The 24,441-nt window shown below is 49.9% G+C and carries 21 protein-coding genes and 3 tRNA genes; 14 read left to right on the forward strand and 10 right to left on the reverse strand.

Annotated elements, in window-relative coordinates; all coding sequences use genetic code 11:
- Positions 1-28 precede the first annotated feature (28 nt).
- The 8 genes from hutI (at position 29) to BZG83_RS11000 (ending at position 9,190) form a co-directional block, all read left to right on the forward strand.
- A complete protein-coding gene (hutI, locus tag BZG83_RS10965; protein ID WP_077480517.1) occupies positions 29-1,252 on the forward strand; it encodes an imidazolonepropionase in 1,224 nt (407 codons plus the stop codon).
- Positions 1,249-2,265: a formimidoylglutamase gene (hutG, locus tag BZG83_RS10970; RefSeq protein WP_077480519.1), complete on the forward strand. Its 1,017-nt coding sequence runs from the start codon at positions 1,249-1,251 to the stop codon at positions 2,263-2,265. Before hutI ends, hutG begins: the two co-directional genes overlap by 4 nt.
- A gap of 2 nt (positions 2,266-2,267) precedes the next feature.
- Positions 2,268-3,956 (forward strand): urocanate hydratase, encoded by a 1,689-nt coding sequence (gene hutU, locus BZG83_RS10975; RefSeq protein WP_077480521.1) that lies wholly within the window; start codon positions 2,268-2,270, stop codon positions 3,954-3,956.
- Positions 3,957-3,966: 10 nt separating this feature from the next.
- Positions 3,967-5,505, forward strand: coding sequence for a histidine ammonia-lyase (gene hutH, locus BZG83_RS10980; RefSeq protein ID WP_077480523.1), 1,539 nt, complete (start codon positions 3,967-3,969; stop codon positions 5,503-5,505).
- Positions 5,506-5,704: 199 nt separating this feature from the next.
- Complete coding sequence (locus BZG83_RS10985) at positions 5,705-6,574, forward strand: fructosamine kinase family protein (RefSeq protein WP_077480525.1); 870 nt, start codon at positions 5,705-5,707, stop codon at positions 6,572-6,574.
- A gap of 35 nt (positions 6,575-6,609) precedes the next feature.
- Positions 6,610-7,254, forward strand: coding sequence for a hexitol phosphatase HxpB (gene hxpB / locus BZG83_RS10990; protein ID WP_077480527.1), 645 nt, complete (start codon positions 6,610-6,612; stop codon positions 7,252-7,254).
- Positions 7,255-7,442: 188 nt separating this feature from the next.
- Positions 7,443-7,646: a CPXCG motif-containing cysteine-rich protein gene (locus BZG83_RS10995; RefSeq protein ID WP_069587628.1), complete on the forward strand. Its 204-nt coding sequence runs from the start codon at positions 7,443-7,445 to the stop codon at positions 7,644-7,646.
- Positions 7,647-7,819: 173 nt separating this feature from the next.
- Positions 7,820-9,190, forward strand: coding sequence for an MATE family efflux transporter (locus tag BZG83_RS11000; RefSeq protein ID WP_077480529.1), 1,371 nt, complete (start codon positions 7,820-7,822; stop codon positions 9,188-9,190).
- Between the two features lie 58 nt (positions 9,191-9,248).
- Here BZG83_RS11000 and BZG83_RS11005 read toward each other — a convergent pair whose 3' ends face one another.
- From BZG83_RS11005 to BZG83_RS11030, 6 genes are read right to left on the reverse strand one after another with little or no spacing between them, the layout of a single operon-like run.
- Complete coding sequence (locus BZG83_RS11005; protein WP_077480531.1) at positions 9,249-9,908, reverse strand: HAD family hydrolase; 660 nt, start codon at positions 9,906-9,908, stop codon at positions 9,249-9,251.
- 2 nt (positions 9,909-9,910) lie between these two features.
- Positions 9,911-10,930, reverse strand: a complete 1,020-nt coding sequence (locus BZG83_RS11010; protein ID WP_077480533.1) for an ABC transporter ATP-binding protein — start codon at positions 10,928-10,930, stop codon at positions 9,911-9,913.
- Positions 10,930-11,715, reverse strand: a complete 786-nt coding sequence (locus tag BZG83_RS11015; protein WP_077480535.1) for an ABC transporter permease — start codon at positions 11,713-11,715, stop codon at positions 10,930-10,932. Before BZG83_RS11015 ends, BZG83_RS11010 begins: the two co-directional genes overlap by 1 nt.
- 2 nt (positions 11,716-11,717) lie before the next feature.
- Entirely contained in the window at positions 11,718-12,626 is a 909-nt protein-coding gene (locus BZG83_RS11020; protein ID WP_077480537.1) for an ABC transporter permease, read from the reverse strand.
- Positions 12,623-13,444, reverse strand: coding sequence for an alkaline phosphatase family protein (locus BZG83_RS11025; RefSeq protein ID WP_077480539.1), 822 nt, complete (start codon positions 13,442-13,444; stop codon positions 12,623-12,625). The genes BZG83_RS11020 and BZG83_RS11025 overlap by 4 nt, the downstream gene beginning before the upstream one ends.
- 12 nt (positions 13,445-13,456) lie before the next feature.
- Complete coding sequence (locus BZG83_RS11030; RefSeq protein WP_077480541.1) at positions 13,457-14,542, reverse strand: ABC transporter substrate-binding protein; 1,086 nt, start codon at positions 14,540-14,542, stop codon at positions 13,457-13,459.
- A gap of 211 nt (positions 14,543-14,753) precedes the next feature.
- Here BZG83_RS11030 and BZG83_RS11035 point away from each other — a divergent pair, with 211 nt between their 5' ends.
- From BZG83_RS11035 to BZG83_RS11055, 5 genes are all read left to right on the forward strand, one after another.
- The gene (locus BZG83_RS11035; protein WP_077480543.1) at positions 14,754-15,494 is read left to right on the forward strand and encodes a UTRA domain-containing protein; all 741 of its coding nucleotides are present in this window, start codon (positions 14,754-14,756) and stop codon (positions 15,492-15,494) included.
- A 150-nt stretch (positions 15,495-15,644) separates the two neighbouring features.
- A complete protein-coding gene (locus tag BZG83_RS11040; protein ID WP_077480545.1) occupies positions 15,645-16,649 on the forward strand; it encodes a DUF3080 domain-containing protein in 1,005 nt (334 codons plus the stop codon).
- A 159-nt stretch (positions 16,650-16,808) separates the two neighbouring features.
- Positions 16,809-16,885 (forward strand) — tRNA-Val (locus BZG83_RS11045).
- A 23-nt stretch (positions 16,886-16,908) separates the two neighbouring features.
- A tRNA-Val gene (locus tag BZG83_RS11050) sits at positions 16,909-16,985 on the forward strand.
- 13 nt (positions 16,986-16,998) lie between these two features.
- A tRNA-Val gene (locus BZG83_RS11055) sits at positions 16,999-17,075 on the forward strand.
- A gap of 114 nt (positions 17,076-17,189) precedes the next feature.
- Here BZG83_RS11055 and BZG83_RS11060 read toward each other — a convergent pair.
- From BZG83_RS11060 to BZG83_RS11075, 4 genes are all read right to left on the reverse strand, one after another.
- Positions 17,190-18,014, reverse strand: coding sequence for a Cof-type HAD-IIB family hydrolase (locus BZG83_RS11060; RefSeq protein ID WP_077480547.1), 825 nt, complete (start codon positions 18,012-18,014; stop codon positions 17,190-17,192).
- A 67-nt stretch (positions 18,015-18,081) separates the two neighbouring features.
- Positions 18,082-18,555 carry an NYN domain-containing protein gene (locus tag BZG83_RS11065; protein ID WP_077480549.1) on the reverse strand — a complete coding sequence of 158 codons (474 nt, stop codon included), beginning with the start codon at positions 18,553-18,555 and terminating at the stop codon, positions 18,082-18,084.
- A gap of 141 nt (positions 18,556-18,696) precedes the next feature.
- A complete protein-coding gene (locus tag BZG83_RS11070; RefSeq protein ID WP_077480551.1) occupies positions 18,697-20,445 on the reverse strand; it encodes a formate--tetrahydrofolate ligase in 1,749 nt (582 codons plus the stop codon).
- A gap of 155 nt (positions 20,446-20,600) precedes the next feature.
- A complete protein-coding gene (locus BZG83_RS11075) occupies positions 20,601-22,265 on the reverse strand; it encodes a methyl-accepting chemotaxis protein (protein ID WP_206744372.1) in 1,665 nt (554 codons plus the stop codon).
- 675 nt (positions 22,266-22,940) lie between these two features.
- Between BZG83_RS11075 and BZG83_RS11085 the strand changes: the two genes are divergently transcribed.
- A complete protein-coding gene (locus BZG83_RS11085; RefSeq protein ID WP_198536712.1) occupies positions 22,941-24,266 on the forward strand; it encodes an ABC1 kinase family protein in 1,326 nt (441 codons plus the stop codon).
- Positions 24,267-24,441: the final 175 nt, after the last annotated feature.

Raw genomic sequence — 24,441 nt, forward strand, 5'->3', positions numbered from 1 at the left:
CATTTAAAGAGGTAGTAAGGCTTCACCGATGAGAAAGGTATATACGAACGCCAAATTAGTGACTATGGCCACCGATGTTTATACATCTGACGGTTACAGCTGCCAAGAGAACCAAGCTATCGCAGTTGAAGACGGTAAGATTGTCGCCTTAGGGCACGACGCTGAAGCGTTGGAATGGCCCACCCAATCACTAAATGGCAAGTTAGTGACGCCGGGATTCATCGATAGCCATACCCATTTAGTTTTTGCCGGTAACCGTGCCGGCGAGTTTGAACAGCGGTTGAACGGTGTGCCATATCAAACCATTGCTGCTCAAGGTGGTGGCATTCTTTCGACAGTAAAAGCGACACGAGCAGCCAGTGAAACAACCTTATTGGAACTGGCTCTACCGCGCGCCAATGCGTTGATACGTGACGGCGTCACAACAATGGAAATCAAATCCGGTTATGGGCTCACGCTGGAAGATGAGCTCAAAATGCTACGTGTCGCGAAATTGATAGACCAACACTTGCCGGTCAATGTATCAACAACGCTATTGGCTGCACATGCACTGCCACCTGAATACCGTAATGATGCAGATAGCTACATTGATTTTGTCTGCGAGACGATGATTCCGGCTGCGGCAGAACAACAACTGGCAGATGCTGTTGATGTGTTCTGCGAGAGTATCGCGTTCAGTGTCGATCAAGCAGAGCGTGTTTTTGCCGCCGCTAACGCTCATGGCTTAAAAATAAAAGCCCACACCGAGCAACTTAGCGATCTTGGCGGCAGTGTCGCTGCAGCCAAAGCTGGCGCTTTATCCGTGGATCATATTGAGTATTTGTCAGAGGCCGATGTACAAGTCCTCGCTGAATACGACACCGTCGCCACGCTGCTGCCCGGTGCGTTTTACTTTTTGCGTGAAACACAGCAGCCTCCTATTGCCGCTCTTCGTGAAAGCCGCGTCCCTATGGCGCTTGCCACCGACTTTAACCCCGGCACCTCACCGTTTGCATCACTCACGTTGATGATGAATATGGCATCAACCTTATTCGGCTTAACCCCCAAGGAAAACTTATACGGTGTCACACGCCATGCCGCGCAAGCATTGGGTTTAGCACACAAAGGACAAATTGCCGTCGGGTTCGATGCCGACTTAGCCGTATGGGACTGTGAAACGCCAGCCGAGCTCAGCTACATGGTCGCTACCGCCCCACTACTCGGTCGTATCGTCAATGGTGATTGGTATGATGAGCAAGGAGTCCGAGGATGAAACATATACCAGCCGATATGTCGCTATGGCAAGGACGGACCGATCCTGAAGATGGCGAGCGCGGGCTACGTTTGCATCAACGTATTCAAGCACTGAGTGACGAGAGTTCGCGTGCGGGGACTGTCTTATTTGGCTTTGCGTGTGATGAAGGTGTCGCGCGCAACAAAGGCCGTCAAGGCGCGGCGCTGGCACCGGATGCTATCCGTCAATCACTCGCAAACCTCGCTTGGCATCAATGTCCGCCATTATTTGATGGTGGCACTATCGCCTGTGACGACGGTGATCTTGTCTTAGCACAGCAAAGCCTAAGCGCACAGATTGCGAATGTCCTTCCCCACCACAATGTACTGACATTGGGTGGCGGGCATGAAACCGCATGGGCAAGCTTTCAAGGCTTATCGAGTTATTTGTCGCGCCAATCGTCTGAAAACGGCCAGCGCGCTCCTAAAATTGGCATTATCAATTTTGATGCGCACTTTGACCTGCGTACGCCCCAAGGGCTGAGTCAGGAAGGTAGCTCAGGGACGCCCTTTGCACAAATTGCGCAATTTTGCCAACAACGAGACTGGCCATTCCATTATGCTTGCTTAGGCGTCAGCCGCACCAGCAATACCCAAGCCTTATTTGATAAAGCAGAGCAGCTTAATTGTTGGGTCGAAGAAGACACCCAGATGCACACTGACGCACTGCCGGCACTTAAAACCAAGCTCACACAATTTATCCAAGGGTGTGATTATCTCTACCTCACTCTCGACATGGATGTATTCCCAGCCGCAAGTGCTCCCGGCGTTAGTGCGCCTGCCGCTTATGGTGTGCCCGTTCATGTCATCGAGCCTTTGCTCCAACACATCTTTACCGATGCCCACCAGCAGGCCATCCGTATTCCTGTGTGTGACATCACCGAAGTGAACCCAAACTATGACCGCGACCAACAAACCAGCCGCCTTGCCGCACGCATGGCATGGTCAATGTTGCATGCATCGCCGAACCGTATCGACAATCAAGGAGAGTAACCATGACGGATCCACGTTTTGACTCACGGACCATCCAAGCACCAACAGGTACGAAACTAAACGCTAAAAGTTGGCTGACCGAAGCGCCTTTACGCATGTTGATGAATAACTTACATCCAGATGTCGCCGAGCATCCGCATGGACTGGTGGTTTACGGAGGTATTGGTCGAGCCGCACGCAACTGGCAATGCTATGACAAGATTGTCGAGGTGCTAAAACGCCTTGAAGATAACCAAACCTTACTCGTGCAATCCGGTAAACCCGTTGGAGTCTTTACCACTCATAAAGATGCACCTCGTGTTCTGATTGCCAACTCAAACTTGGTGCCTCATTGGGCAAATTGGGAACACTTTAACGAGCTCGATAAGCAAGGCCTGATGATGTACGGCCAAATGACTGCAGGAAGCTGGATCTACATTGGCTCGCAGGGCATTGTGCAAGGCACTTACGAAACCTTTGTTGCGGTTGCTAAAAAGCACTTTGGCGGCGACGCCAAGGGACGTTGGATCTTGACGGGGGGTCTGGGTGGCATGGGTGGCGCTCAGCCACTTGCTGCAACCATGGCGGGTTTTTCGATGATTGCGGTTGAGTGTGACGAAAGCCGTATTGATTATCGTCTGCGCACCGGCTACGTCGATCGCAAAGCAACGTCACTCGATGAAGCGCTTGGGATAATTGAAGACGCCAAACAGTCCGGTAAGCCCGTCTCTGTCGGTCTATTAGCCAATGCTGCCGATATCTTCCCTGAACTGGTAGCACGAAACATCACGCCTGATGTAGTTACCGATCAAACGTCAGCGCACGACCCTCTGAACGGCTACTTGCCGCGAGGCTGGACGATGGAGCAAGCCGTCGCACAACGAAAAGACAACGAAGCTGAGGTCGTTAAAGCGGCAAAAGCATCGATGGCCGTCCAAGTTAAAGCCATGCTTGAACTCCAATCTCGCGGCGCGGCGACGCTAGATTACGGCAACAATATTCGTCAAATGGCATTAGAAGTGGGCGTTGAAAATGCRTTTGATTTTCCGGGCTTTGTCCCTGCGTATATTCGTCCTCTGTTCTGTGAAGGTATTGGGCCATTCCGCTGGGCAGCCTTATCCGGCGATCCGGAAGATATCTATAAAACTGACCAAAAAGTAAAAGAGCTGATCCCCGATGATCCGCACCTACACAACTGGCTCGATATGGCAAAAGAGCGTATTCAATTCCAAGGGTTACCTGCGCGCATTTGTTGGGTTGGCCTTAAAGATCGGGCGCGCTTGGCGTTAGCTTTCAATGAGATGGTAAAAAATGGCGAACTCAAAGCGCCTATCGTGATTGGTCGCGACCATCTGGATTCTGGCTCGGTTGCCAGCCCTAACCGTGAAACCGAAGGCATGATGGATGGCTCTGATGCTGTCTCTGATTGGCCTTTACTCAACGCTCTTCTTAATACCGCATCAGGCGCGACCTGGGTGTCACTTCACCACGGTGGTGGCGTCGGTATGGGCTTCTCGCAACATTCAGGGGTCGTGATCGTGTGTGATGGTACCGATGACGCCCATGCACGTATTGGTCGAGTGCTCCATAACGACCCTGCAACTGGAGTGATGCGCCACGCTGACGCGGGGTATGACATCGCGATTAATTGTGCCAAAGAACAGAACCTAGATTTACCGCTGCTGGATATTCCTAACCAGCCGCTGCGCTAAGGAGAGCAAAATGACCACATTGACGTTACAACCGGGCGAGCTCACGCTTGCCCAGCTACGCCAAGTGAGCCGTGAACCGGTAAAGATTTCATTTGCAGATGGCATTGAAGCCACCATGAAAGCAAGCACAGACACAGTTGCTGAGGTCCTTGACCAAGGACGTGTGGTTTATGGCATCAACACGGGGTTTGGCTTACTTGCCAATACCCGTATCGAACTTGATGATTTGGAAACACTGCAGCGCTCCATCGTGCTATCTCACGCAGCTGGCATTGGCGAGTTTATGGATGATGCCACAGTACGATTGATGATCGTGCTCAAAATTGCCAGCCTGGCGCGTGGCTATTCGGGTATTCGCTTTAGCGTCGTCGAAGCATTGGCAGCACTGATTAATCACGAAGTGTATCCCTGTATTCCCAAGAAAGGCTCTGTTGGCGCTTCAGGCGATCTCGCGCCTTTGGCGCATATGAGTACGGTGTTACTGGGGGAAGGCCAAGCACGCTACAAAGGCGAAGTGATCTCAGGTGAAGCCGCACTCAAAATTGCTGGACTGTCCCCGATCACGCTTGGGCCTAAAGAAGGCCTTGCGCTACTTAACGGTACGCAAGCATCCACGGCATTTGCACTAGAGGGCTTGTTTGAAGCCGAAGATTTGTATGCCGCCGCCACTGTGTGTGGTGCCCTATCTGTCGAAGCGGCATTGGGAAGTCGCCGGCCGTTTGATCCTCGCATTCATGCTGTACGTGGACATCAGACGCAAATGGATGCCGCCGCTGCCTATCGTCATCTACTGGGTGAAACCAGTGAAATTGGCGATAGCCACCAAAACTGTGAAAAAGTGCAAGACCCATACTCGCTGCGCTGTCAGCCGCAAGTAATGGGCGCATGTTTACAGCAAATTCGCCACGCTGCCGACGTATTGACCACCGAAGCCAATGCAGTGTCTGATAATCCTTTGGTTTTCCCGGAAGATGGCGACATCCTCTCTGGGGGCAATTTCCATGCTGAGCCGGTGGCGATGGCAGCGGATAACCTCGCATTAGCCATTGCCGAGATTGGCAGCTTATCTGAGCGTCGCATGGCCCTGCTTATCGATAGCAATCTCAGCAAGCTACCTGCATTTTTGGTTAACAATGGTGGCGTTAACTCGGGCTTTATGATCGCGCAAGTCACCGCCGCCGCGCTTGCCAGCGAAAACAAAACCTTAGCGCACCCAGCCTCGATTGACAGCTTGCCCACATCGGCCAACCAAGAAGATCATGTATCTATGGCTACCTTTGCCGCCCGTCGCCTCAAAGACATGAGCAGTAATACACGTGGGATYCTCGCCGTTGAGTTGCTTTCTGCTTGCCAAGGTATCGACTTCCGAGCACCGCTGAAAAGCTCAGAGAAATTGGAGCAGGCGAAGGCGGAGCTACGTGGCGTCGTGCCTTTTTATGACAAGGACCGTTACTTTGCCCCTGATATTGAAAAAGCAAACGCACTCCTCCAAACAGGTACCTATAATCGTCTAATGCCTGCTGGCGCGTTGCCAAGTTTGCATCAATAAGTTGCGCGTTATCTGCATAATCTAATCATTAATAAAACGGCCCTGTCCTAACGATTCGTGTTAACACACGCATTACTAAGGATTTGGGTCGTTTTTTATATAAAGTGTCGCCATCTCCACAGATATTGGGCGAAATCATAGGCTAATATATAACCAATCGCTGTTACTTCCCCCTGACCTCGATGTAACGGAGTCGCTTATGTGGCATGCACTGTCGGTTCACCTTTCAGATCAACTCAATATTGATTTTGAAATCACAGAGAAAACGCCGGTTTCTGGCGGTGATATTCACGACGCTTATTGTGTCAGTGACGATAAAGCACAGCGGTTCTTCGTTAAAATTAACGAACGCGAGTGCCTACCCGTTTTTGAGGCCGAAGCAGAAGCACTGCGACAACTGGCTATCAGTGAACAAATACAAGTGCCACAGGTCCATTATGTTGGCCCAGTGAAAGATCAAGCGGCATTAGTATTAAGTTACCTGCCGATTAAACCTCTCGATGACACCCAAGCCTATCTACTGGGCCAACACCTCGCTCGCCATCACCGTTGGGGCGAACAGGTTGAATATGGTTTTGATGATGATAACTACATCGGCATGACGGAGCAGCGTAACTGCTGGCACCGTAAATGGTGTCAGTTTTTTGCTGAGCAACGGATTGGCTGGCAGTTGCAACTTGCTGCCGAAAAAGGCCTCCATTTCGGCGATATAGAAGCCATCATTCAAGGCGTAAAAATCGCTTTGGCGGGCCACTCTCCCAAGCCATCTCTGCTACATGGTGATTTGTGGCATGGTAATGCCGGATTATCGGTGAACGGCCCAGTCGTGTTTGATCCTGCCAGTTACTGGGGCGATCGTGAAACCGATATCGCACTGACGGAGCTGTTCGGCGGCTTCCCTGAAAGTTTCTACAATGGCTATCACGCCGAATGGCCGTTAGATGAAGGCTACCAACAGCGTAAAGACATTTATAACCTTTATCATGTACTCAACCACGTAAACCTATTCGGCGGCCCTTATTTAACGAAAACAGAGCAGTTGCTGACAAAACTGGGACTGACGGTGTAGCATGCGCTATCCATGCATACAGATAGAGGTTGGCAATGTTATCTGCCGCAGTTTTCGATATGGACGGCCTTTTGGTCGACTCAGAACCCTTCTGGCAACGCGCTCAAATCGATGTACTGAGCGAGCTAGGGGTTTCCATTAGTTTGCAAGACACCCGTGACACCACTGGTGTTCGCATCGATGAAATTGTTAAATACTATGCACGTACGCAACCTTGGCAAGGCCCTTCTAATACCGAGGTTAGAGAGCGTATCGTCGCGCGTGTGGTCGAATTGGTTCAGCAAAAAAAACCCATGATGCCGGGCGTGAAAGAGGCATTGGCCATTTGTCGCCAAGCCGGCCTTAAAATCGGGCTTGCGTCTTCGTCACCCCTGTCGCTCATTCACCCAACGCTAGATGCATTAGGGTTAAGTGATCAGTTTTCTATTATTGAATCCGCCGGTGATTTAAAGCACGGAAAGCCCCACCCAGAAGTCTACCTGAATGCCGCGCAAGCACTAGACGTTGAGCCTGAGCAATGTATCGCCTTCGAGGACTCGTTCACTGGCCTACTCGCCGCCAAAGCGGCCTCGATGAAAACCATTGTCGTACCGGCCGCCCATGAATGGAACGATCCACGCTTTGTCATTGCGGATCACAAACTTGAGAGTCTTAGCAACTTTACCCCAGAGATGCTGTAGCACCGATATCGTTCATTGGCGTTTCCATAAGGCGGCATTGGCCGCCTCTTTTATTTCCATCACTTTGCCAGCTCCCTCAGCACCTCGATACACTTTGCCCGAGGAGGGCCGCGCCTCGTCATCTCTTCTATACTTCTAGTGAAAGCCGTATGGGGAAAGAAAGTGACGTCCCATCATGAGGAGGAATAATGAAAGACATCACTGACCGGATCGTGAGCTGCCCGCATTGTGGGCACCGTTTTGATATTACGCTTGATTTAAGCGGCGGAAACCAAGAGTTCTATGAAGATTGCCCAAATTGCTGCAATGCCATTCACTACAATATGCAGATTGATGAATTGCATAAAACGGTCAATTTATTTGTCGATGCAGACGACGAGCAAATCTTTTAACTGATAAGACGCTCTCGGGCCTATCTAACGCGACACACTCAGCGTTGTCCCGTCTGTCAGAAATACAGGCGCCGTGCCGAGTTTTGCTTTCTCTTTCACCGCTCTAGCACGTATAATCTCCCTCGTATTATCTGTTCCCTCCTTCCCTTTTAGACAACCGTGTTGAGGCAGTCGTGCAGCAGTATCGTGATGAAGCGAGCGCTATAGTTAGGCTCAGTATTCCAGTGTTTATCGCGCAAATCGCGCAAACGTCGATGGGCTTTGTCGACACCGTCATGGCCGGTGGCTATAGCGCGACCGACATGGCCGCGGTCGCCGTAGCATCAAGTGTGTGGATGCCAGCTATCTTGTTTGGTATTGGTCTGTTGATGGCCATGGTCCCAATGATTGCTCAGCTTAATGGCGCAAGCAAAGACGATCAGATCCCTTATCAGTTTCAGCAAGGCCTCTATATGGCCCTATTGCTGAGTGTCCCCATTTGTTTGGTTTTGTATAAAGCCGGCGTCATTATCAACCTGATGGATGTCGAAGCCGCATTGACCGATAAAACAATTGGTYACTTGCACGCGGTTATTTGGGCGGTTCCTGCCTTTTTGGTGTTCCAAGCGATTCGTAACCTTTGCGAGGGTATGTCAATGACCATTCCCGCGATGGTCATTGGTTTTATCGGCCTTGCCGCCAACATTCCGTTAAACTGGATGTTTGTGTATGGCAAACTCGGTGCGCCTGAGCTTGGCGGTGTCGGCTGTGGGGTCGCAACCGCTATTGTGTATTGGTTGATGGCCGTATTGATGTGGCTTTATGTGGTATTCAGTAAAAAACTGAGCACTTTGCAGCTGTTTGTTTCGCTATATGCGCCCGCGCTTAAAGAGCAAGTCCGCTTGTTCCGTCTCGGTTTCCCTGTTGCCGCGGCACTCTTTTTTGAAGTGACCTTGTTTGCAGCCATTGCGATTTTGATTGCTCCACTAGGGCCGATTACCGTGGCCGCTCACCAAGTTGCGATTAACTTTTCGACCATGATTTTTATGCTACCGATGAGTCTCAGTGCAGCGGTCAGTATTCGCGTGGGTCATTTGCTGGGCAAACGCACCACGGTAGGTGCGGGCAATTCGGCCAAAATTGGTATTTGGCTTGGCGTAAGCACCGCGTGTATTACGGCTATCCTTACCGTTTGGCTCCGCGACCCCATCATCGCACTCTACTCGGACAATGTGGAAGTGGCGACACTGGCCTCATCCTTGATGTTATTGGCAGCGGTATATCAAATTACCGACTCTATTCAAGTGGTTGCCGCCGGTGCACTGCGTGGTTATAAAGATATGCGCGCCATCTTCCAACGAACATTGGTGTCTTACTGGGTGTTTGGTTTGCCACTCGGCTACGTATTAGGCATGACAGATTGGCTGGTACCGGCAATGGGCGCTCACGGTTTTTGGGTTGGGATCATTATTGGTATTTCCACCGCCGCGCTCTTGCTCGGTCTGCGATTATTTTGGATGCGAAAACAATCGCCTGAGTTTCAACTTGCGATGTCAGAGCGCTAACCCTCTCGCCCTGCTGAGGTTTTCTTTCAGCAGGGCAACCTCCTCTCCTACCTTTAACTTATCCCCAACTTAAAATCGTCCAATTGGGCTGGTCGGCTTGGGCGCGTAACTGCGAACAAGGGTTGACCAAGTAGACATAATCAGCGTACTGGCATAAAGGTAAGTCGTTAATCGAGTCAGTGAAAAAGTGAATCGCTGAATAGTCGGTTGACTGAGCATTTAGCCATGCCTTTAGACGTGCCACCTTCCCTTCTCGATAGCTTGGTACGCCGGATATGGTAGCAGTATAGCGATTGTGTTCTGTCACTAAATCAATCCCCAAGGCGTCCGGGATCCCAAGGTGGCGCCCCACCGCCTCGACAAGAAACGTAACGCTGGCTGAAATAATCACCCTATCGATGTCATCACGGTCTAACTGCGCCAGCAATGTTTTCGACTCGGCAAACTGCTTAGGTAAAATTTTGATGTGCAAACACTCTTCTACCAACGCATGGACCTGTTCGACGGATAAGTCGGTCAGGGGCGCCATCGCAAATTGAAGGTAGCTCGCCATGTCGAGCTTTCCTTGCGTATAAAGCTGCATTAAACGCTGATCTTCCTTTAAAAAATCGGCTTGCGTCACCACGCCTTTTTCTACCAAAAACGCGTTAAACAACATGGCACAGTCACCATTAATCAAGGTATCGTCCATATCAAAGACGTATAAAGGTGATGACATGGTTAGGGCCTTACCGGTTGGAGTTCATTTAGGTTAAAAAGCAGCTCGAGCTGACTACCATTTGCCAACAAACGCTCAGACGAGCGATTGAGTAGATCCACTGTGAGCTGGCAGTCATCGACCGCCACTTGATAGCGAATCACATTGCCAAGCAGTTGATGGTTATGGATCCGGCCTACCCGTGGCGCAGAAATATGCGAGCCGTATTGGCGTCCCGGCTCTTTGATATAAATAGACTCAGGGCGAATCGCCACTTTCCACTCGGTATCCAGATTAAACAGCTGTTTCGCTTTCTTGGCCTCTACCAAGTTGTAATGGCCCATAAACCCAGCGACAAACTCATTGGCCGGCTGGGTATAGATTGCTTCTGGCGTGCCCGCTTGTACGATTTCACCTTTGTCCATCAAGAAAATACGATCTGACATGATCATCGCTTCTTCTTGGTCATGGGTAACAAAGATCGTGGTCAAATCCATCTCTTTCTGAATGTCACGGATTTGTTGGCGAAGGTGTTTGCGAATTTTAGCATCCAGTGCCGAGAGTGGCTCATCCAGCAACAAAATTCGCGGTTTCACCACCAAGGCGCGAGCAAGGGCGACACGTTGACGCTGTCCGCCAGATAATTGGTGTGGATAGTGTTTTTCCTTCCCCGTCAGATCAACCAGCGCAATAACCTTAGCCACTTCACGTTGGATGTCAGCCGTCCCCCACCGCTTCATTTTCAATCCAAAAGCAATATTGGCTTCAACCGTCATATTGGGGAACAAGGCGTATGACTGAAACACCATGCCAATCCCTCGTTGCTGAGGTGTTTGGTGAGTAATATTTTCACCATTTACCCATATCTCACCATCATCAACGGGGTTCAAGCCAGCCAGGCTGCGTAGTAAGGTTGATTTACCGCAACCACTCGGTCCCAACAAGGTAATAAATTCACCTTGCTCAATCGTGAACTCAATGTCTTCAAAGACAGTATTGTCGCCAAAGCGTTTCGTCAGGTTATTGGCACGAACGTAACTCATTATTTCACCCCTCGACTAAAACGACTTGCGAGCCAAGTCAGTAAGAAAATAAACAGGAAGTAGGTCATGACCAAGGCGGAGGTAAAGTGGCCACTGGTTTGACGCATGTTGTAGAGATAGATTTGCAGTGTCTCGTAACGCGTTCCCACCAAGATATTGGCGAAAACAAACTCGCCGAGCAGAAACGAAAACGACAAGAACAGCGACGCCATGAGGCCTTTTTTTACATTCGGTAGTACGATCAGTAAAAACGCTTGGCGGGTACTCGCGCCGAGTAAATGAGCAGCATCCATCAGATCATGCAGGTGAATTGCCTCGAAGCTATTGGCTATCGCACGGTACATAAAAGGCAACGCAATGGTGAAGTAGGTGCCAATCAAAATCCAAGGGGTGCCAATCAGTGCAATCTCGCTGTCGGCATAAAGCTGAAGTAATCCCACTGAAGACACTACAGGTGGCACGGCAAAGGGCAGCAAGATCAGCACATTCATTAGCTTATCGAGGGATGGAAAGTAGTAAAACACCACAAAGATTGCCGGCAAGATCAACACCACACTGAGCGTCAACGCGGCAACACAAATAAACAGCGAGCGACCAAATGCTTCTAAAAAACGCGGATCGGTCACCAGCTTTAGGTACCAATCAAACGTAAATCCATCGGGTAACACTGTGGCGCCCCAACGCGATGAGAATGAATAGATTAAGGTCGCCAAGATCGGAACTAGCATCACGCCAACAATGCCGTAAACCACGGTTTTGTGGTATCGGGTATTCATCGTATCCATCGCTATTTTCTCCCCTTTTTGCCTGCGTAGCTTTTTGCAATAAGCCATTGGTTAACGACCGTAATAAACGCCAGTAACACCATCAAAATGACAGAAATTGCCGCAGCCAGATTGGGCTCAAGGAATAAATCGCCCGATACCAAACTGGCAATGCGCACGGTGACAAGGTTGTAATTCCCTGACGTTAGCGCATAAACACTGGCATATGCGCCGATAGCATTGGCGATGAGGATAATAAAGGTGCCAAATAACGCGGGAGAGAGAACAGGCAAGGCCACCCGAGCCCAGTATTGCGATGTGCGAGCTCCCAACAGTGCGGCGGCGGCTTGCCAGTCATCACTCAACGCATCAAACGCGGGATAGAGAAGCAACACCGCAAGTGGAATTTGAAAATAAATATAGATCGCCAACAATCCCCACTTGCCGTAAAGGTCAAACTCGCCCAGTACACCATATTGCTTGAGGAGCAAGGTAATGGCGCCATTGGTGCCCAAAATAATGATAAAGGCAAACGCCAATGGCACGCCAGCGAAGTTGCTGCTCATATTGGTAAAGGCAATCACGCCATCACGAAGTTTAGAATCGACACGACGCAGCGAAGACACCAACAGCGTTGCGATGGCCAACCCCACCACACTCGACCAAAACGCTAACCACAAGCTATTGCCAAACGCCTGAAGCATAAACGCTGAGTCGATGATTTCGACATAGTTATCGACGCTTAATGTGTCATCGTAAATAAAGCTATTAATGAACACCCAGACCATGGGCGCAATTTGAAACAGATAGAAAAAGCAGCCAAAAGGAACTAACCACAGCGCGGGTTTCAAACGTTTAAGTCGAGTCACCCAAGCTTTCTTGGTTTGGGTCGGTGTTTGGGTGTGCGAGGGGGTAAGAGAACTGTCTATCATGCTAACAATTCCTGAGTAAAAGGTTTGTGGTGGTCGAGCTGCAATAGCTGACACACAGTGCCGCACAGTTCGGTTTGTTTCACCTGACAGGCTTGATGGCTAAAACGCTCACCGATAACAAACAAAGGCACATTGCGCTCTTCTGCCAACGTACCACCGTGCGACCTGTCATTGTTCATCCCGTGATCGCTGGTGATCAGCACTTGATAACCGTCGCCTACCCAAGCTTCGATGTAATTTGAGAGCAAACTATCGATATGCCGTGCACCATTACGATATTGATGAGAGTCCAAGCCGTGTTTGTGCCCGAGGTCATCCATATTCATGGGATGAATGAGCAAAAAGTCGGGCCCGAAAGTACGACGTAAATACTCTGCGTCCAACAACAAGGCTTCATCTGGATAATGATCCCAATGGTAGAAACAGCCATGTTGAATATTGAGTGACACATCATGCGTAAAACGATCTCTGACCGGTTCAAAAGGCGCACGATTATAGAGCTCGCTGATCCAATGATACGCCGCAGCCGCGGTTACCTTGCCTTGTGCGCTCGCCAAGCTAAAAATCGAATCATGCTTGGATAAACGCACAATCGCATTGTTGACGATGCCACTTTCTATCGGGCGGATCCCAGTTAAGATGCACTCATACAAAGGGCGAGACATGGATGGCAATTCACTTTGCAGCTGATAAAGCGTGGTGCGCAGCGCTGATTGGGAATGAGGTTGTTCTACAAGACCGTTCAGATAGCCCATGCAATCACGGGCTACCTGATAATTCAGTCCGTCGAGAACAACAAGGATCACCTTATTATTCATACTAACCGACTTCTATTGCTGATGGATAAGCACACTTTCTTGCCATTGACGAGGTAGACGTCGCGCTGACTTTTCCCATGCAGAGAAGTTCGTCACTGGGCGCACATTGCTGTATTGGTCATTGGCGATCAATTTGTCTTGAATCGACTGAGGTAAGGTGACATTGGTACGAATCGGACGAGCATACCCCTCAGCAAGATTAATTTGCCCTTGGTCACTAAAAATGTACTCACGCGCCAACTTCGCCGCGTTGGGATTTTTCGCGTACTTATTGATAATGGTGGTGTAACCAGAAATCACGGAGCCATCTTGAGGAATATTTACTGTGAAACGCTCACGATCAATTTTGTCGCGGTAATTCAGCGCATTGAAGTCCCACATAATAGCCACTTCAATTTCACCTTTTTCCAAGTTCGCAATGCTTGGGTTGGTGAACGATAAGCGTCCCTGCTTGGCCAGTTTTGCAAAGAAATCGATCGCAGGTTTTAGGTTGGATTCATCACCGCCATTGGCAAATGAAGCCGCTAAGACAGCATTGTTTGCCTGAGACGCAACGCCGACATCGCCAACTGTGACCTTGTAGTCCCCTTCAAGTAGGTCCTGCCACGATGTTGGTGCATCTTTCACCAAGTTATTGTTGGCGATAAACGCGATCGTGCCGGTATAAGCCAACGCCCAGTGACCCTCTTTGTCTTTTGCCCAGTCAGGAATATCATCCCAAGTACTCGGCTTATAGGGCTGGGTGACGCCCTTTTTCACCGCTACACGCGCAAATGCAAAGCCGACGTCACCAATATCCGCGGTGGCATTTTTCTTCTCAGCTTCAAATTTGGCAATTTCTTGTGCCGAGCTCATGTCAGTGTCTTGGTGGGTTAACCCATAATTTGCCTTTAAATCCGCCCACGTGTCTTTCCAATTCGCCCAACTGTCGGGCATACCTACGCTGTAAACTGCGCCTTCTTGCTGGGCAGCCTTGGTCAAAGATTCAAGGTTGGTCTCTTTCGCCACCGTCGGAAACGCCAGTGTTGCGGCGATCAGTGCTGCTGGCACCATACGCTTCGCCGGTAAAGCAACGGAACGACTTAGCAAAGTTTTCATTGTCTCCATCCTTCTGGACTAGGTCAGTAAGTTCACTTTGAATGCTAGGGCGAGAATATGACGATTAGGCATCAGTAGATTGACATTTCCGCTTACATTTCATGTCAGTTTTATTGCAAGCACCCTATGTCCAAGCAACTGATAGCTGTCATATTTCTGTTAACTCTGTGACTTATCTTGCGGGGATACTCTTTACTGGACTAGATCACTAATGAGCGTGACGACAACTCGCCAATACGGTACGCAACTGACATACATCAAGCAGAATCTGCGAGAGCAAATCCAAGCAGGTGTGATACATCAAGGACAGAAACTCCCTTCAGAACGCGAACTCAGTGAGCTCTACGGCACCACGCGTATTACGGTCAAAGACGCCTTGGTTTCACTGGAGACTGAAGGGCTGATTTATCGCGAAGAACGGCGAGGTTGGTATGTATCGCCCGAGCGAATTGTCTATAACCCTTTATCTCGGACCCACTTCCACCAAATGATCCGCGAACAAGATCGCAGCGCGGATACTCGATTACTCAGAGTGCGCAACGAAGTCGCATCTAGCGAATATGCTCGTGCACTGGACGCAGGCTCTATGTTGCCCATTCATATCATTGAGCGGTTACGTTATATCGATGGTCGCGCGGTACTGTTTGTCGAGAATGTGCTTAAAGCCGCTTTGTTTGAAGGTATCTTAACTGAGGATTTAACCCAGTCACTGACGGGGATTTACCGAGACAAATATCACTACGAAACGAAACGCTCGCGGTTTGAAGTCATCCCCACCTCAGCCCCCGCTCACGTTGCCAAAGCATTGAACCTTGCCAACGGGCAACCCATCCTCAAAATCTGCCGAATCAACTACAAGCAAGATGGTGAGCTGATGGATTGCGAATTTGAATATTGGCGACCTGACGCGGTGGTGATCCGTATCGACAGTGTCGACCCCACTGTTCTATAGTCGGCCTTGTCGGTTCGATCTCAATGTGACGGGAATAAAGCCTTAGGACTGACATAAACTCAGTAAGTTGCGTAAACTATGAGGCAAGGCGATCGGGTTGCGGGTCGCCTTCGTATCGACTGGCATCGACGCTAAAGGAATCACCGTGTTATGCGCTTACTCGCTCCCCTTCTGATTGTTCTATCGATGAGCTTACTGACCGCTTGTGAGCCAGCCGATCCAGCTAAAGCCATGATGGCCGACTACCAACAACGCCTCGGAAATGTGTTGGATGCTGAACCCTCTCCCCTTAGCCTACCGGCACTACCTTCTTTACCTCGTAAACGGGAGCTGATACAGCCCATCGCCGATCTCCGTTTAGGGTTACTCGATGCCTATGAACTGCGCCAATGCGGGCTGTTTAATTTAATTGCCGAGCGTAATTCCTCACTGGGAAAAGTCGCCGATCGCTTTCGTCAGCTTGATTACGAACTCAGTTTTATCCGTGTCGCTAAGCAATGCCTGCCACAGGTGAAAGATGACAGCATCCAAACCGCGCTCAATGACGCCATCGTAAGCAAAACCCAGCAACTTCCCGCCGTTATCTGGAATACGCTGATTGATAGCAGCGCCTGGCAAGCACAGTGGTCATTACCGATTCACACCTTACCGGTTGAACTTCCCGCGCATAGCAATGCGGTCAGCGCGATGACACAATTCGGCCGCTTGGTTCAACAGCCATCGTCGACTCATGAAAGCATTCTTGAGTGGCAAGAAAGTATTGAAAAACAACCGATTTTAGGCGCATTATTCGTCAGTCTGACAGCGCATACGGATTGGCTTAATCAAACCAGCCAGTTGATTGCCGACAATCAATCCAAAGTGCTGTGTGGTGAAAATTTTGATACCACCCGCCTCGAGCGACTAAAAACCGTGTTTTACAAATATTATGTTGGTGAAGTGCAACCTTATTTGGCGCGCGTCGACGGCTTGTATCGTGATGTGTCACCAACATTAAACCAACTTGCCTCCTTAGAAACGCCTCCACCTTTTTCTGCGTATAAATCCGCCTACTGGCAAGGCGAGGCATACACGGCATATAAACAAGCCATTCGTCATCATGCCGATGTGTGGCAACAGCTGTTCCAACGCTGTAACGTGACTTTAGGCGAGTAAGTGTCCGGCTTTCACGCCGCGATCATTAAGAAAAATGGTGAAAAACCATCAATTTGACCACCAAATCGCCAAACAGACGTCAATGTGCAAAAAAGTGCGCTCAAGCGCTTGCGTGACACAGATGAACTCGCTACTATTCATCCCGCTTTCAAGCACTGTGCGTCCGTAGCTCAGCTGGTTAGAGTATCGCCTTGACATGGCGGGGGTCGGTGGTTCGAGTCCACTCGGACGCACCACTTTGCTTGAAACACTAAATTATGCGTCTGTAACTCAGTTGGTTAGAGTGTCACCTTGACATGGTGGAAGTCGGTGGTTCGAGTCCACTCAGACGCACCACATTTTGAAATTCGCGTCCGTAGCTCAGTTGGTTAGAGTACCGCCTTGACATGGCGGGGGTCGGCAGTTCGAGTCTGCCCGGACGCACCATTTCCAGAGAGCCTGCTTTTAAGCAGGCTTTTTTGTTTTACGCAAAGACCGCTACTCGTTCCTTAAAGCGAGGCAGGCACAAACACCCACCCCATTTGTTCATGCTTGTTCGTTTTACGCTACGGCGCTATCCGCTGCTAACACAAACTTTTCAATCGCTTTGGCCACACCGTGCTCATCATTGCTCTCGGTAATGTAATCCGCGATTTGCTTGGTTGCTTCCATAGCATTCGCCATCGCAATGCCAAGGCCTGCGTATTCCAACATTGCGTGATCGTTTTCAGCATCGCCCATGCAAATCACTTCATCAGGTTGAATGCCTAGATGCGCTGCAATGGCAGCTACCCCCGCCCCTTTATTACTAGCAGGGTTTAAAAACTCGAGGAAGAAAGGCGCACTTTGCACTACCGTAAATTCCTCGCGTAGCGCGGATGGTAACGCACTGATCACTTCGTTTAACTTGCTTGGGTCTGCCACCATCAACACTTTGATAATCGGATGATCATCGCTTAGGGTCTCGAAATCCATCACGGTAATATCTAGGCCGTTGATCTTGCCYTCAATCTCGGTATACGGATTCTGTGCTGGTGTAATCAAACCGTGCTCAGTACTAAATGCATGCACATAAGCACCCAGTGCCTCGGCATGCTGAGCCAGCGCTTTGGCGGCTTTTCCGTCAAGCCCTTTTTGCAAGATCACCTCATCGGTCCCTACGTTTTTCACCATCGAGCCGTTGTAATACAGCACAAAGTCTTTATCCGACCCGATTCCCAGTTCGTCTAGCTTAGGCTGCATGCCCTCAAGCGGCCGACCAGACGCCAATACCACAGTCACGCCTTTCTCACGCGCGCGGGCAATGGCTTGTTTATTCTCAGCAGATATTGCTTTCTCGCTGTTTAACAAGGTGCCGTCCATATCTAGGGCGATTAATTTGTACATCGTTTACTCACTTCAACATCAAAATAAAATCAGAAACTGTCCCAGAACTGCAAACTAAACGCCGTGCCTACAACAACATATCGTCTTCAATCGCAATAAAGCGATCGACACTGTTCACCAAGGAATTAGCCGTTAGGGAAGGCACACCAAGCACGATCGCTTCAGTGTGATAGCGCGCGCGGATTTTGTTCATCAGCAAGTCAAAATCTCCGTCTCCTGATAACAGCACCACGGTATCAACCTCGGGCGCGGATTCCATCACATCAATGGCAATCCCCACATCCCAATCCCCTTTGGTGCTGCCATCAGCACGTTGAATATAGGGTTTTAGCTTGACGGTAAAGCCAATGTGGCGCAGGGCATCTTGAAATTTGATTTGCTGATCGTCATCGCGGCGAATGGCATAGGCATACGCAGTTACCACCTCCCCCATATCATTGAGGGTTTGCCATAACTGGCGATAGTTAAACTGACGTCCGTAGGCTTGACGTGTGGTGTAGTAGATATTTTGAACGTCGACAAAAACCGCGATTTTTTTCAAGTCAGGCTCACAGTCGGTGGGAGAATTGAAGCCAGAGAGGATACCACATCACACGACCGTGAAGATAATCACAAGCGCGGCCGCATCTAGCAAAAACAAAAAAGCCGCTGACAACAGCGGCTCTCACGAGGGTTAGTATCATTAACTCAACCCAATAATATTACCTTCATCATCGAGGTCGAGATTCATAAACGCCGGTTTTTCCGGTAGGCCGGGCATAGTCATCACGTTGCCGCATAAGGCATAGACAAATCCGGCACCCGCGCATAATTTCAACTCGCGGATCGGTACATCAAAGCCTTTGGGAGCACCTTTTATCGCACCATCGGTTGAAATAGACAGCGGCGTTTTCGCCAAACAGACTGCCAAACCGTCATACCCTTGCGCTTTAAATTGTTGCAGTTGCTGTTTCGCGGTCTCACTTAACGTCACGCTTCCCGCGCCATAACCAACTTCCGCAACCGCCATCAACTTTTCTTCCAAGCTTTGCTGGGCATGATACAAGGGCGAGAATGATGCGTTGGTTTCACATTGCGCGACCACTTGCTTCGCCAGTTCACGCGTACCCTCGCCACCTTGGGCAAAGCCTTCACTGATCGCTACTCGCACCTTGTTGGGCAGTGCTTCAATCATCGCCTTGAGTGTCGCAAGCTCCGCATCACTGTCTTGTGGAAAGCGATTAATCGCCACCACCGCCGGCACACCATATTGAGTCACGTTATTGATATGCCATTTGAGGTTTTCGAACCCTGCTGCTAATGCTTCATCATCATCCGCAAAGAGCGCGTCGGGCATAGGCTGACCAGGCTGTAAATTGTAGTGACCCGAGTTGGCTTTTAAGCCGCGCAATGTCGCCACAATCACTGCACAGTCTGGCGCTTTACCGGATGCTTGCGCTTTGATATTGCAGGCTTTTTCAAACCCCATGTCCGAGCCAAAACCGCCTTCCGTGACGGTATAATCACCCAACTTTAGCGCAATGTTATCGGCGATAATCGACGAATTGCCATGGGCAATATTCGCAAACGGACCAGCGTGAATCAGTGTAGGCACGCCTTCTAGGGTTTGCATCAAGGTGGGTTCAACCGCTTCTTTCATACTGACCGCCATCGCGCCAGCCACTTGCAAATCTTCGGTGGTGATCGGCTCACCAGTATGGCTATAAGCCAACACGATACGGCCGATGCGCTGACGCAAATCGCGAAGATCGCTCGCCAACGCCAGAATCGCCATTAGCTCAGAGGCAGCCGAGATATCAAACCCGCCCTCACGCTCGTAGCCGTTGATGGTTTTACCCGGCTCGTTTTTACCCACAGTCACCATGCGCAAGGCGCGATCGTTATGATCCATCACCCGCTTCCACACCACGCGACTTGGGTCAATTTTTAACGCTTTTAAGCCACTGCGCGCCTCAAAATCGTCATAACCTCGACGTTGCTCGTGATAGATTCGCGCATCAATAGCCGCAGCAGCCAAGTTGTGCGCCGCGGTCACCGCATGAATATCTCCCGTCAGGTGGAGGTTAAGCTCCTCCATCGGAGCCACTTGCGAATAACCACCGCCAGCTGCGCCACCTTTCACACCAAATACGGGCCCCATCGAAGGCTGACGAATACAGGCCGTTACAGAATGATTCAGCTTAGCCAAGCCTTGCGCCAGACCAATGGTGGTGACGGTTTTGCCCTCACCCAAGGGTGTGGGAGTGATGGCGGTGACCAGGACTAACTTTCCCGTTCGCTTGGGGGCAAGACGCTTTAAGCAATCGAGAGAGATTTTGGCTTTATAGCTACCTTGCGTTTTAAACTCTGAGTCAAGGAGGCCAGCTTGCTTGGCAATGGCAGATATGGGGGCGAGTGTGGTGTTACGACAGATCTCGACATCAGGCAGCATGAAACCCTCTCAATAGCGCACAATATGTTATAAGCAAACGTTTGCGTCAGCATAATACCGCTAAAATAGCTATTGTAAAGCGAAAGGACGCTTGCGGTAAGCGTCCTTTATGACTTTTTATCCCGTGTGCCGAGAATAATGATCATGCTATTGAATTAGGCGACTTTAAATTGCCCCACCAAGGTATCAAGATCTTGACCAAGCGAGCTCAGCTCTTCCGCCGCGTGTGACGATGCCTCACTTGAGGTCAACAGGCTAGCGACAATGTCGCGAATCGATACCAGATTACGATGAATATCTTCCGTGACCGTAGTTTGCTCTGACGCCGCACTGGCAATTTGCGAGGTCATATCGTTTACTTGCGAGAACGCCGCGCTCACTGAGGTGATTCGCTCGCCAATTTGCGCTGAAATCGTTGCCATGCTTTGGCACTCTTGATCGCTGTCGGCAATGGTTTTCACGGCACTATCCACATGCACATGCAGACCATCAAGCATGTCACGGATCTCATGGGTGCTGGTTTGAGTGCGACTGGCTAAAGTCCGCACTTCATCGGCCACCACCGCAAAGCCTCTGCCCTGCTCGCCCGCACGGGCGGCTTCAATCGCCGCATTTAGCGCCAGCAGATTGGTTTGCTCCGCAATTTCACCAATCACAGACAGTACTGAGGTAATTTTATCCGACTGAGCTTTAAGCTGATCCACTTGCTGACTCGACTCGCTCATTTTCGCCACCAGCCGCTCAACCGACGCGATAGATTCATGCACTTGGGTTTGCGCGTTTTGCGCATCTTGGGTGGCAGACGTAGCCGCATCGGCAACCTGCGTGGTGTTTTGTGCCACTTCTTGCGCAGCAGAGCTCATCTCTGTCACCGCGGTCACCACTTGCTCGGTTTCGTTATCGTGAGTTTGTAAGTGCTGGGCCACCGTTGCGGTCTGCCGCGCCATATCGCAGGCAGTGCTATTCACTTGCGCGGTGACCTGAGCGACTCGCTGAATGGTTTGCTGCAGCTTTTCTACAAAGCGGTTAAACGCATAACCAAGTTGCGCTATCTCATCATGGCCATGCACGTGCAAGCGCTGGGTAAGATCACCCTCACCACTGGCAATATCATTAAGCTTATCGAGCATGTTTTTCACCGGTTCACCAATACGCTGCGCAAACCAGCTCACTAGCAACACCGTAATAATCACCGTGCCCAACCCAAGCAAGGTTAAACGCCATATTTGAACATCCAGTGCTTGCTCTGCTTCACTGCGATAAGCGGCTACCTCTCGCTCGATATCATCGATATAGGCACCGGTACCCAGCAACCATCGTCCGTTATTGATCATTACCGCATAGCCAATTTTCTCAATCAGCTGGTCAGCGCCGGGCTTGTCAAACATAAAATTGAAAAAGCCATCGCCTCGCTGTGCGGCCTCAAGCAGGCCCTGAATAACCTTGTTGCCTTTAGGATCGGTAAAATTAATCAGGTTTTTCCCTTCAAGGGCTGGTTTAACAGGGTGAAACACATTAATCCCCTGTTTGTTGTAGATAAAAAAGTAACCCGCTTCGCCAAATTTCACATCAGTAAGCGCCGTTTTAAGCGCCGCCAGACGTGCCTCACTGGCACCGGGGTTGATGCGTTTGACAATGTTCTCCGCCACCTGAGTCACTTCTTCGAGTTGTTTTTTACGCTCGTTGACTAATTTTTCCCGAAACGTGGCAATGTTCTCTTCTATTAATGTCCGCTCGTTATGTGCCGTGATCGCACTCAAAATCAATATCGAAGCAATAAGCGGCACAATGGCAAGCAGCAGTATTTTTGTTTTAAACATCAGCTTCATTAGCATTTACCCTACAGACTAATTTTGTAAGCAAATGCTACTACTTAGCTAGACAGGATAAAATATAACCAGCTGTTTTCTATGAACTAAACAACACTCAATTAGCGAAGCTGTGATACTGGTTGAAGTGTCATGTAACTGGTAGGCATCGTGTCATGTCGTGGCGTGGGTGTGATTTTTCATCCCATGATTATCTGTGGAGAGAGGAATATAGGATCAATTATCGAGCGCACTATGACTTCGCTCTGTGTTAATGACTCTATTTTTACGGTCTAGATATGCACCGACCTTAGAAGTCATGATGGTGATAAACGTTATCACGCCAGAGTGAATACCTGCTTTGTACTCGCTGAAACCCCAGTATTCGTAGTTTGAAAACAGCTTTGTGGTCCCGAAACTGACTAGAAAAGGAAGAACAACAAAGAGTATTAAGCTTTTAAGTGTTTTTAGTAATAGTGACTTCATTTTTATTTTTATCACGCTTCTATAAAAGACTCTCATCCATGCTTATAACGATTACGTCACTTCCACGCAGGAGTGGGGAGCTAAGCACGTACAAGTTGGCAATTATCCGGTGAGTTGCGCCTTAAAATCAATAGCTTGTAATTACCACCAAACCATTACCCTGCTTTTGCCGTATCTTTAATGGTTAACAAGGAGACGGTGATGAAAAGTAGCAAGGTTCCTCATGGGCGGTATTCTCGTTTAGGAGCTCTGGCTTCCCTAGCGGGGCGTGTGGCGTCGAATGTGGCGTGGGAAGGTGCGAAGCAGTTTGCACAAGGCAATCGGCCGAGCCGTAAAGATTTGGTGATGTCGCCGACTAATATTGCTCATGTAGCGGATAAACTGGCGGATTTGCGCGGCGCGGCAATGAAGGTCGGTCAGTTACTGTCAATGGATGCGGGAGATTTGATCCCACCCGAGCTCAGTGATTTATTGGCTCGATTACGCAATCATGCCACGCCTATGCCATCTACCCAGCTTAACCAAGTACTCACCGAGCAGTGGGGGCCCGAATGGAAGCAAGCTTTTACCCACTTTCGGTTTTCGCCCATCGCGTCAGCGTCGATAGGCCAAGTGCACGAAGCCTATACCGATGCCGGTGAAAAAGTAGCGGTAAAGGTGCAATACCCGCGCATCAAAGACAGCATTGATAGCGATGTGGATAATGTGATCACCCTACTGCGCTTAAGTGGCCTGATCCCCAAAGAAGCGAATTACCAAGCCTTACTCGATGAAGCGAAGCAACAGCTGCATGATGAAGCCGATTATCGTAAAGAAGCGAATGCCATGATGCGCTTTAACGAGCGGCTGAATGCTCATACGGATTTGGTAGTGCCCACTGTCCATTCAACCTTAACCACAGATCGCGTGTTGACCATGGATTATATGGCGGGAGAGCCGATTGAAACCCTAACAAAAGCCGAGCCTGCAGTGCGTCATCGTGCGGTGAGCCAACTCTTCACCCTACTCTTTGAAGAGGTGTTTGTGTTTGGGGAAGTGCAAACGGATCCTAACTTCGCCAATTATTTATACCAACCAGAAAGCGGCCGTATCGTCTTGCTCGATTTTGGTGCCACTCGTCAGTACACCTCACGATTTACTGAGGGCTACCGTAAGCTGTTCTTAGCTGCCATTGAAAAGGATGACCCCGGCATTGACGCAGCGCTGACTCAGATTGGCTTTTTTGCCGAGGCGATCTTACCGGAGCAAAAAGCCAGTGTACTTGAGCTTGTGAACACCGCCTGTGAGCCAATAGCGACGGATGCACCCTTTAATTTTGGTCAAGCCGATCTAGCCACCCGTTTACGTAACCGTGGGATGGCGCTGAGTATGGAGCAAGGCTATTGGCACACACCACCGGCGGATGCGCTATTTTTGCATCGTAAAATTGCGGGGCTATATTTGCTGGCTGCAAAATTGGATGTCACTTTAAATGTGCGAGCCCTGCTAATGCCTTACCTCACGGCAGAGCGCGTAAAAACAGCCTAATCATGCAAGCGAATTAACCATTGTCTCGCAGCGCTTCACAGTAGGCGACTAAGTCTTCGGCCACCCAATGAGAGGCCACACTGCGTGCGGTAATAGCGGCATCGATCCGACCCGTGTTGACGACCTCAAACCAGTGGGTCAACATGGCTTCAAACCCTTTACTGGCCTGCATGCC

Origin of the sequence: Salinivibrio sp. PR919 (assembly GCF_001995355.1) — a bacterium.
In the GTDB taxonomy this organism is placed as follows: domain Bacteria; phylum Pseudomonadota; class Gammaproteobacteria; order Enterobacterales; family Vibrionaceae; genus Salinivibrio; species Salinivibrio proteolyticus.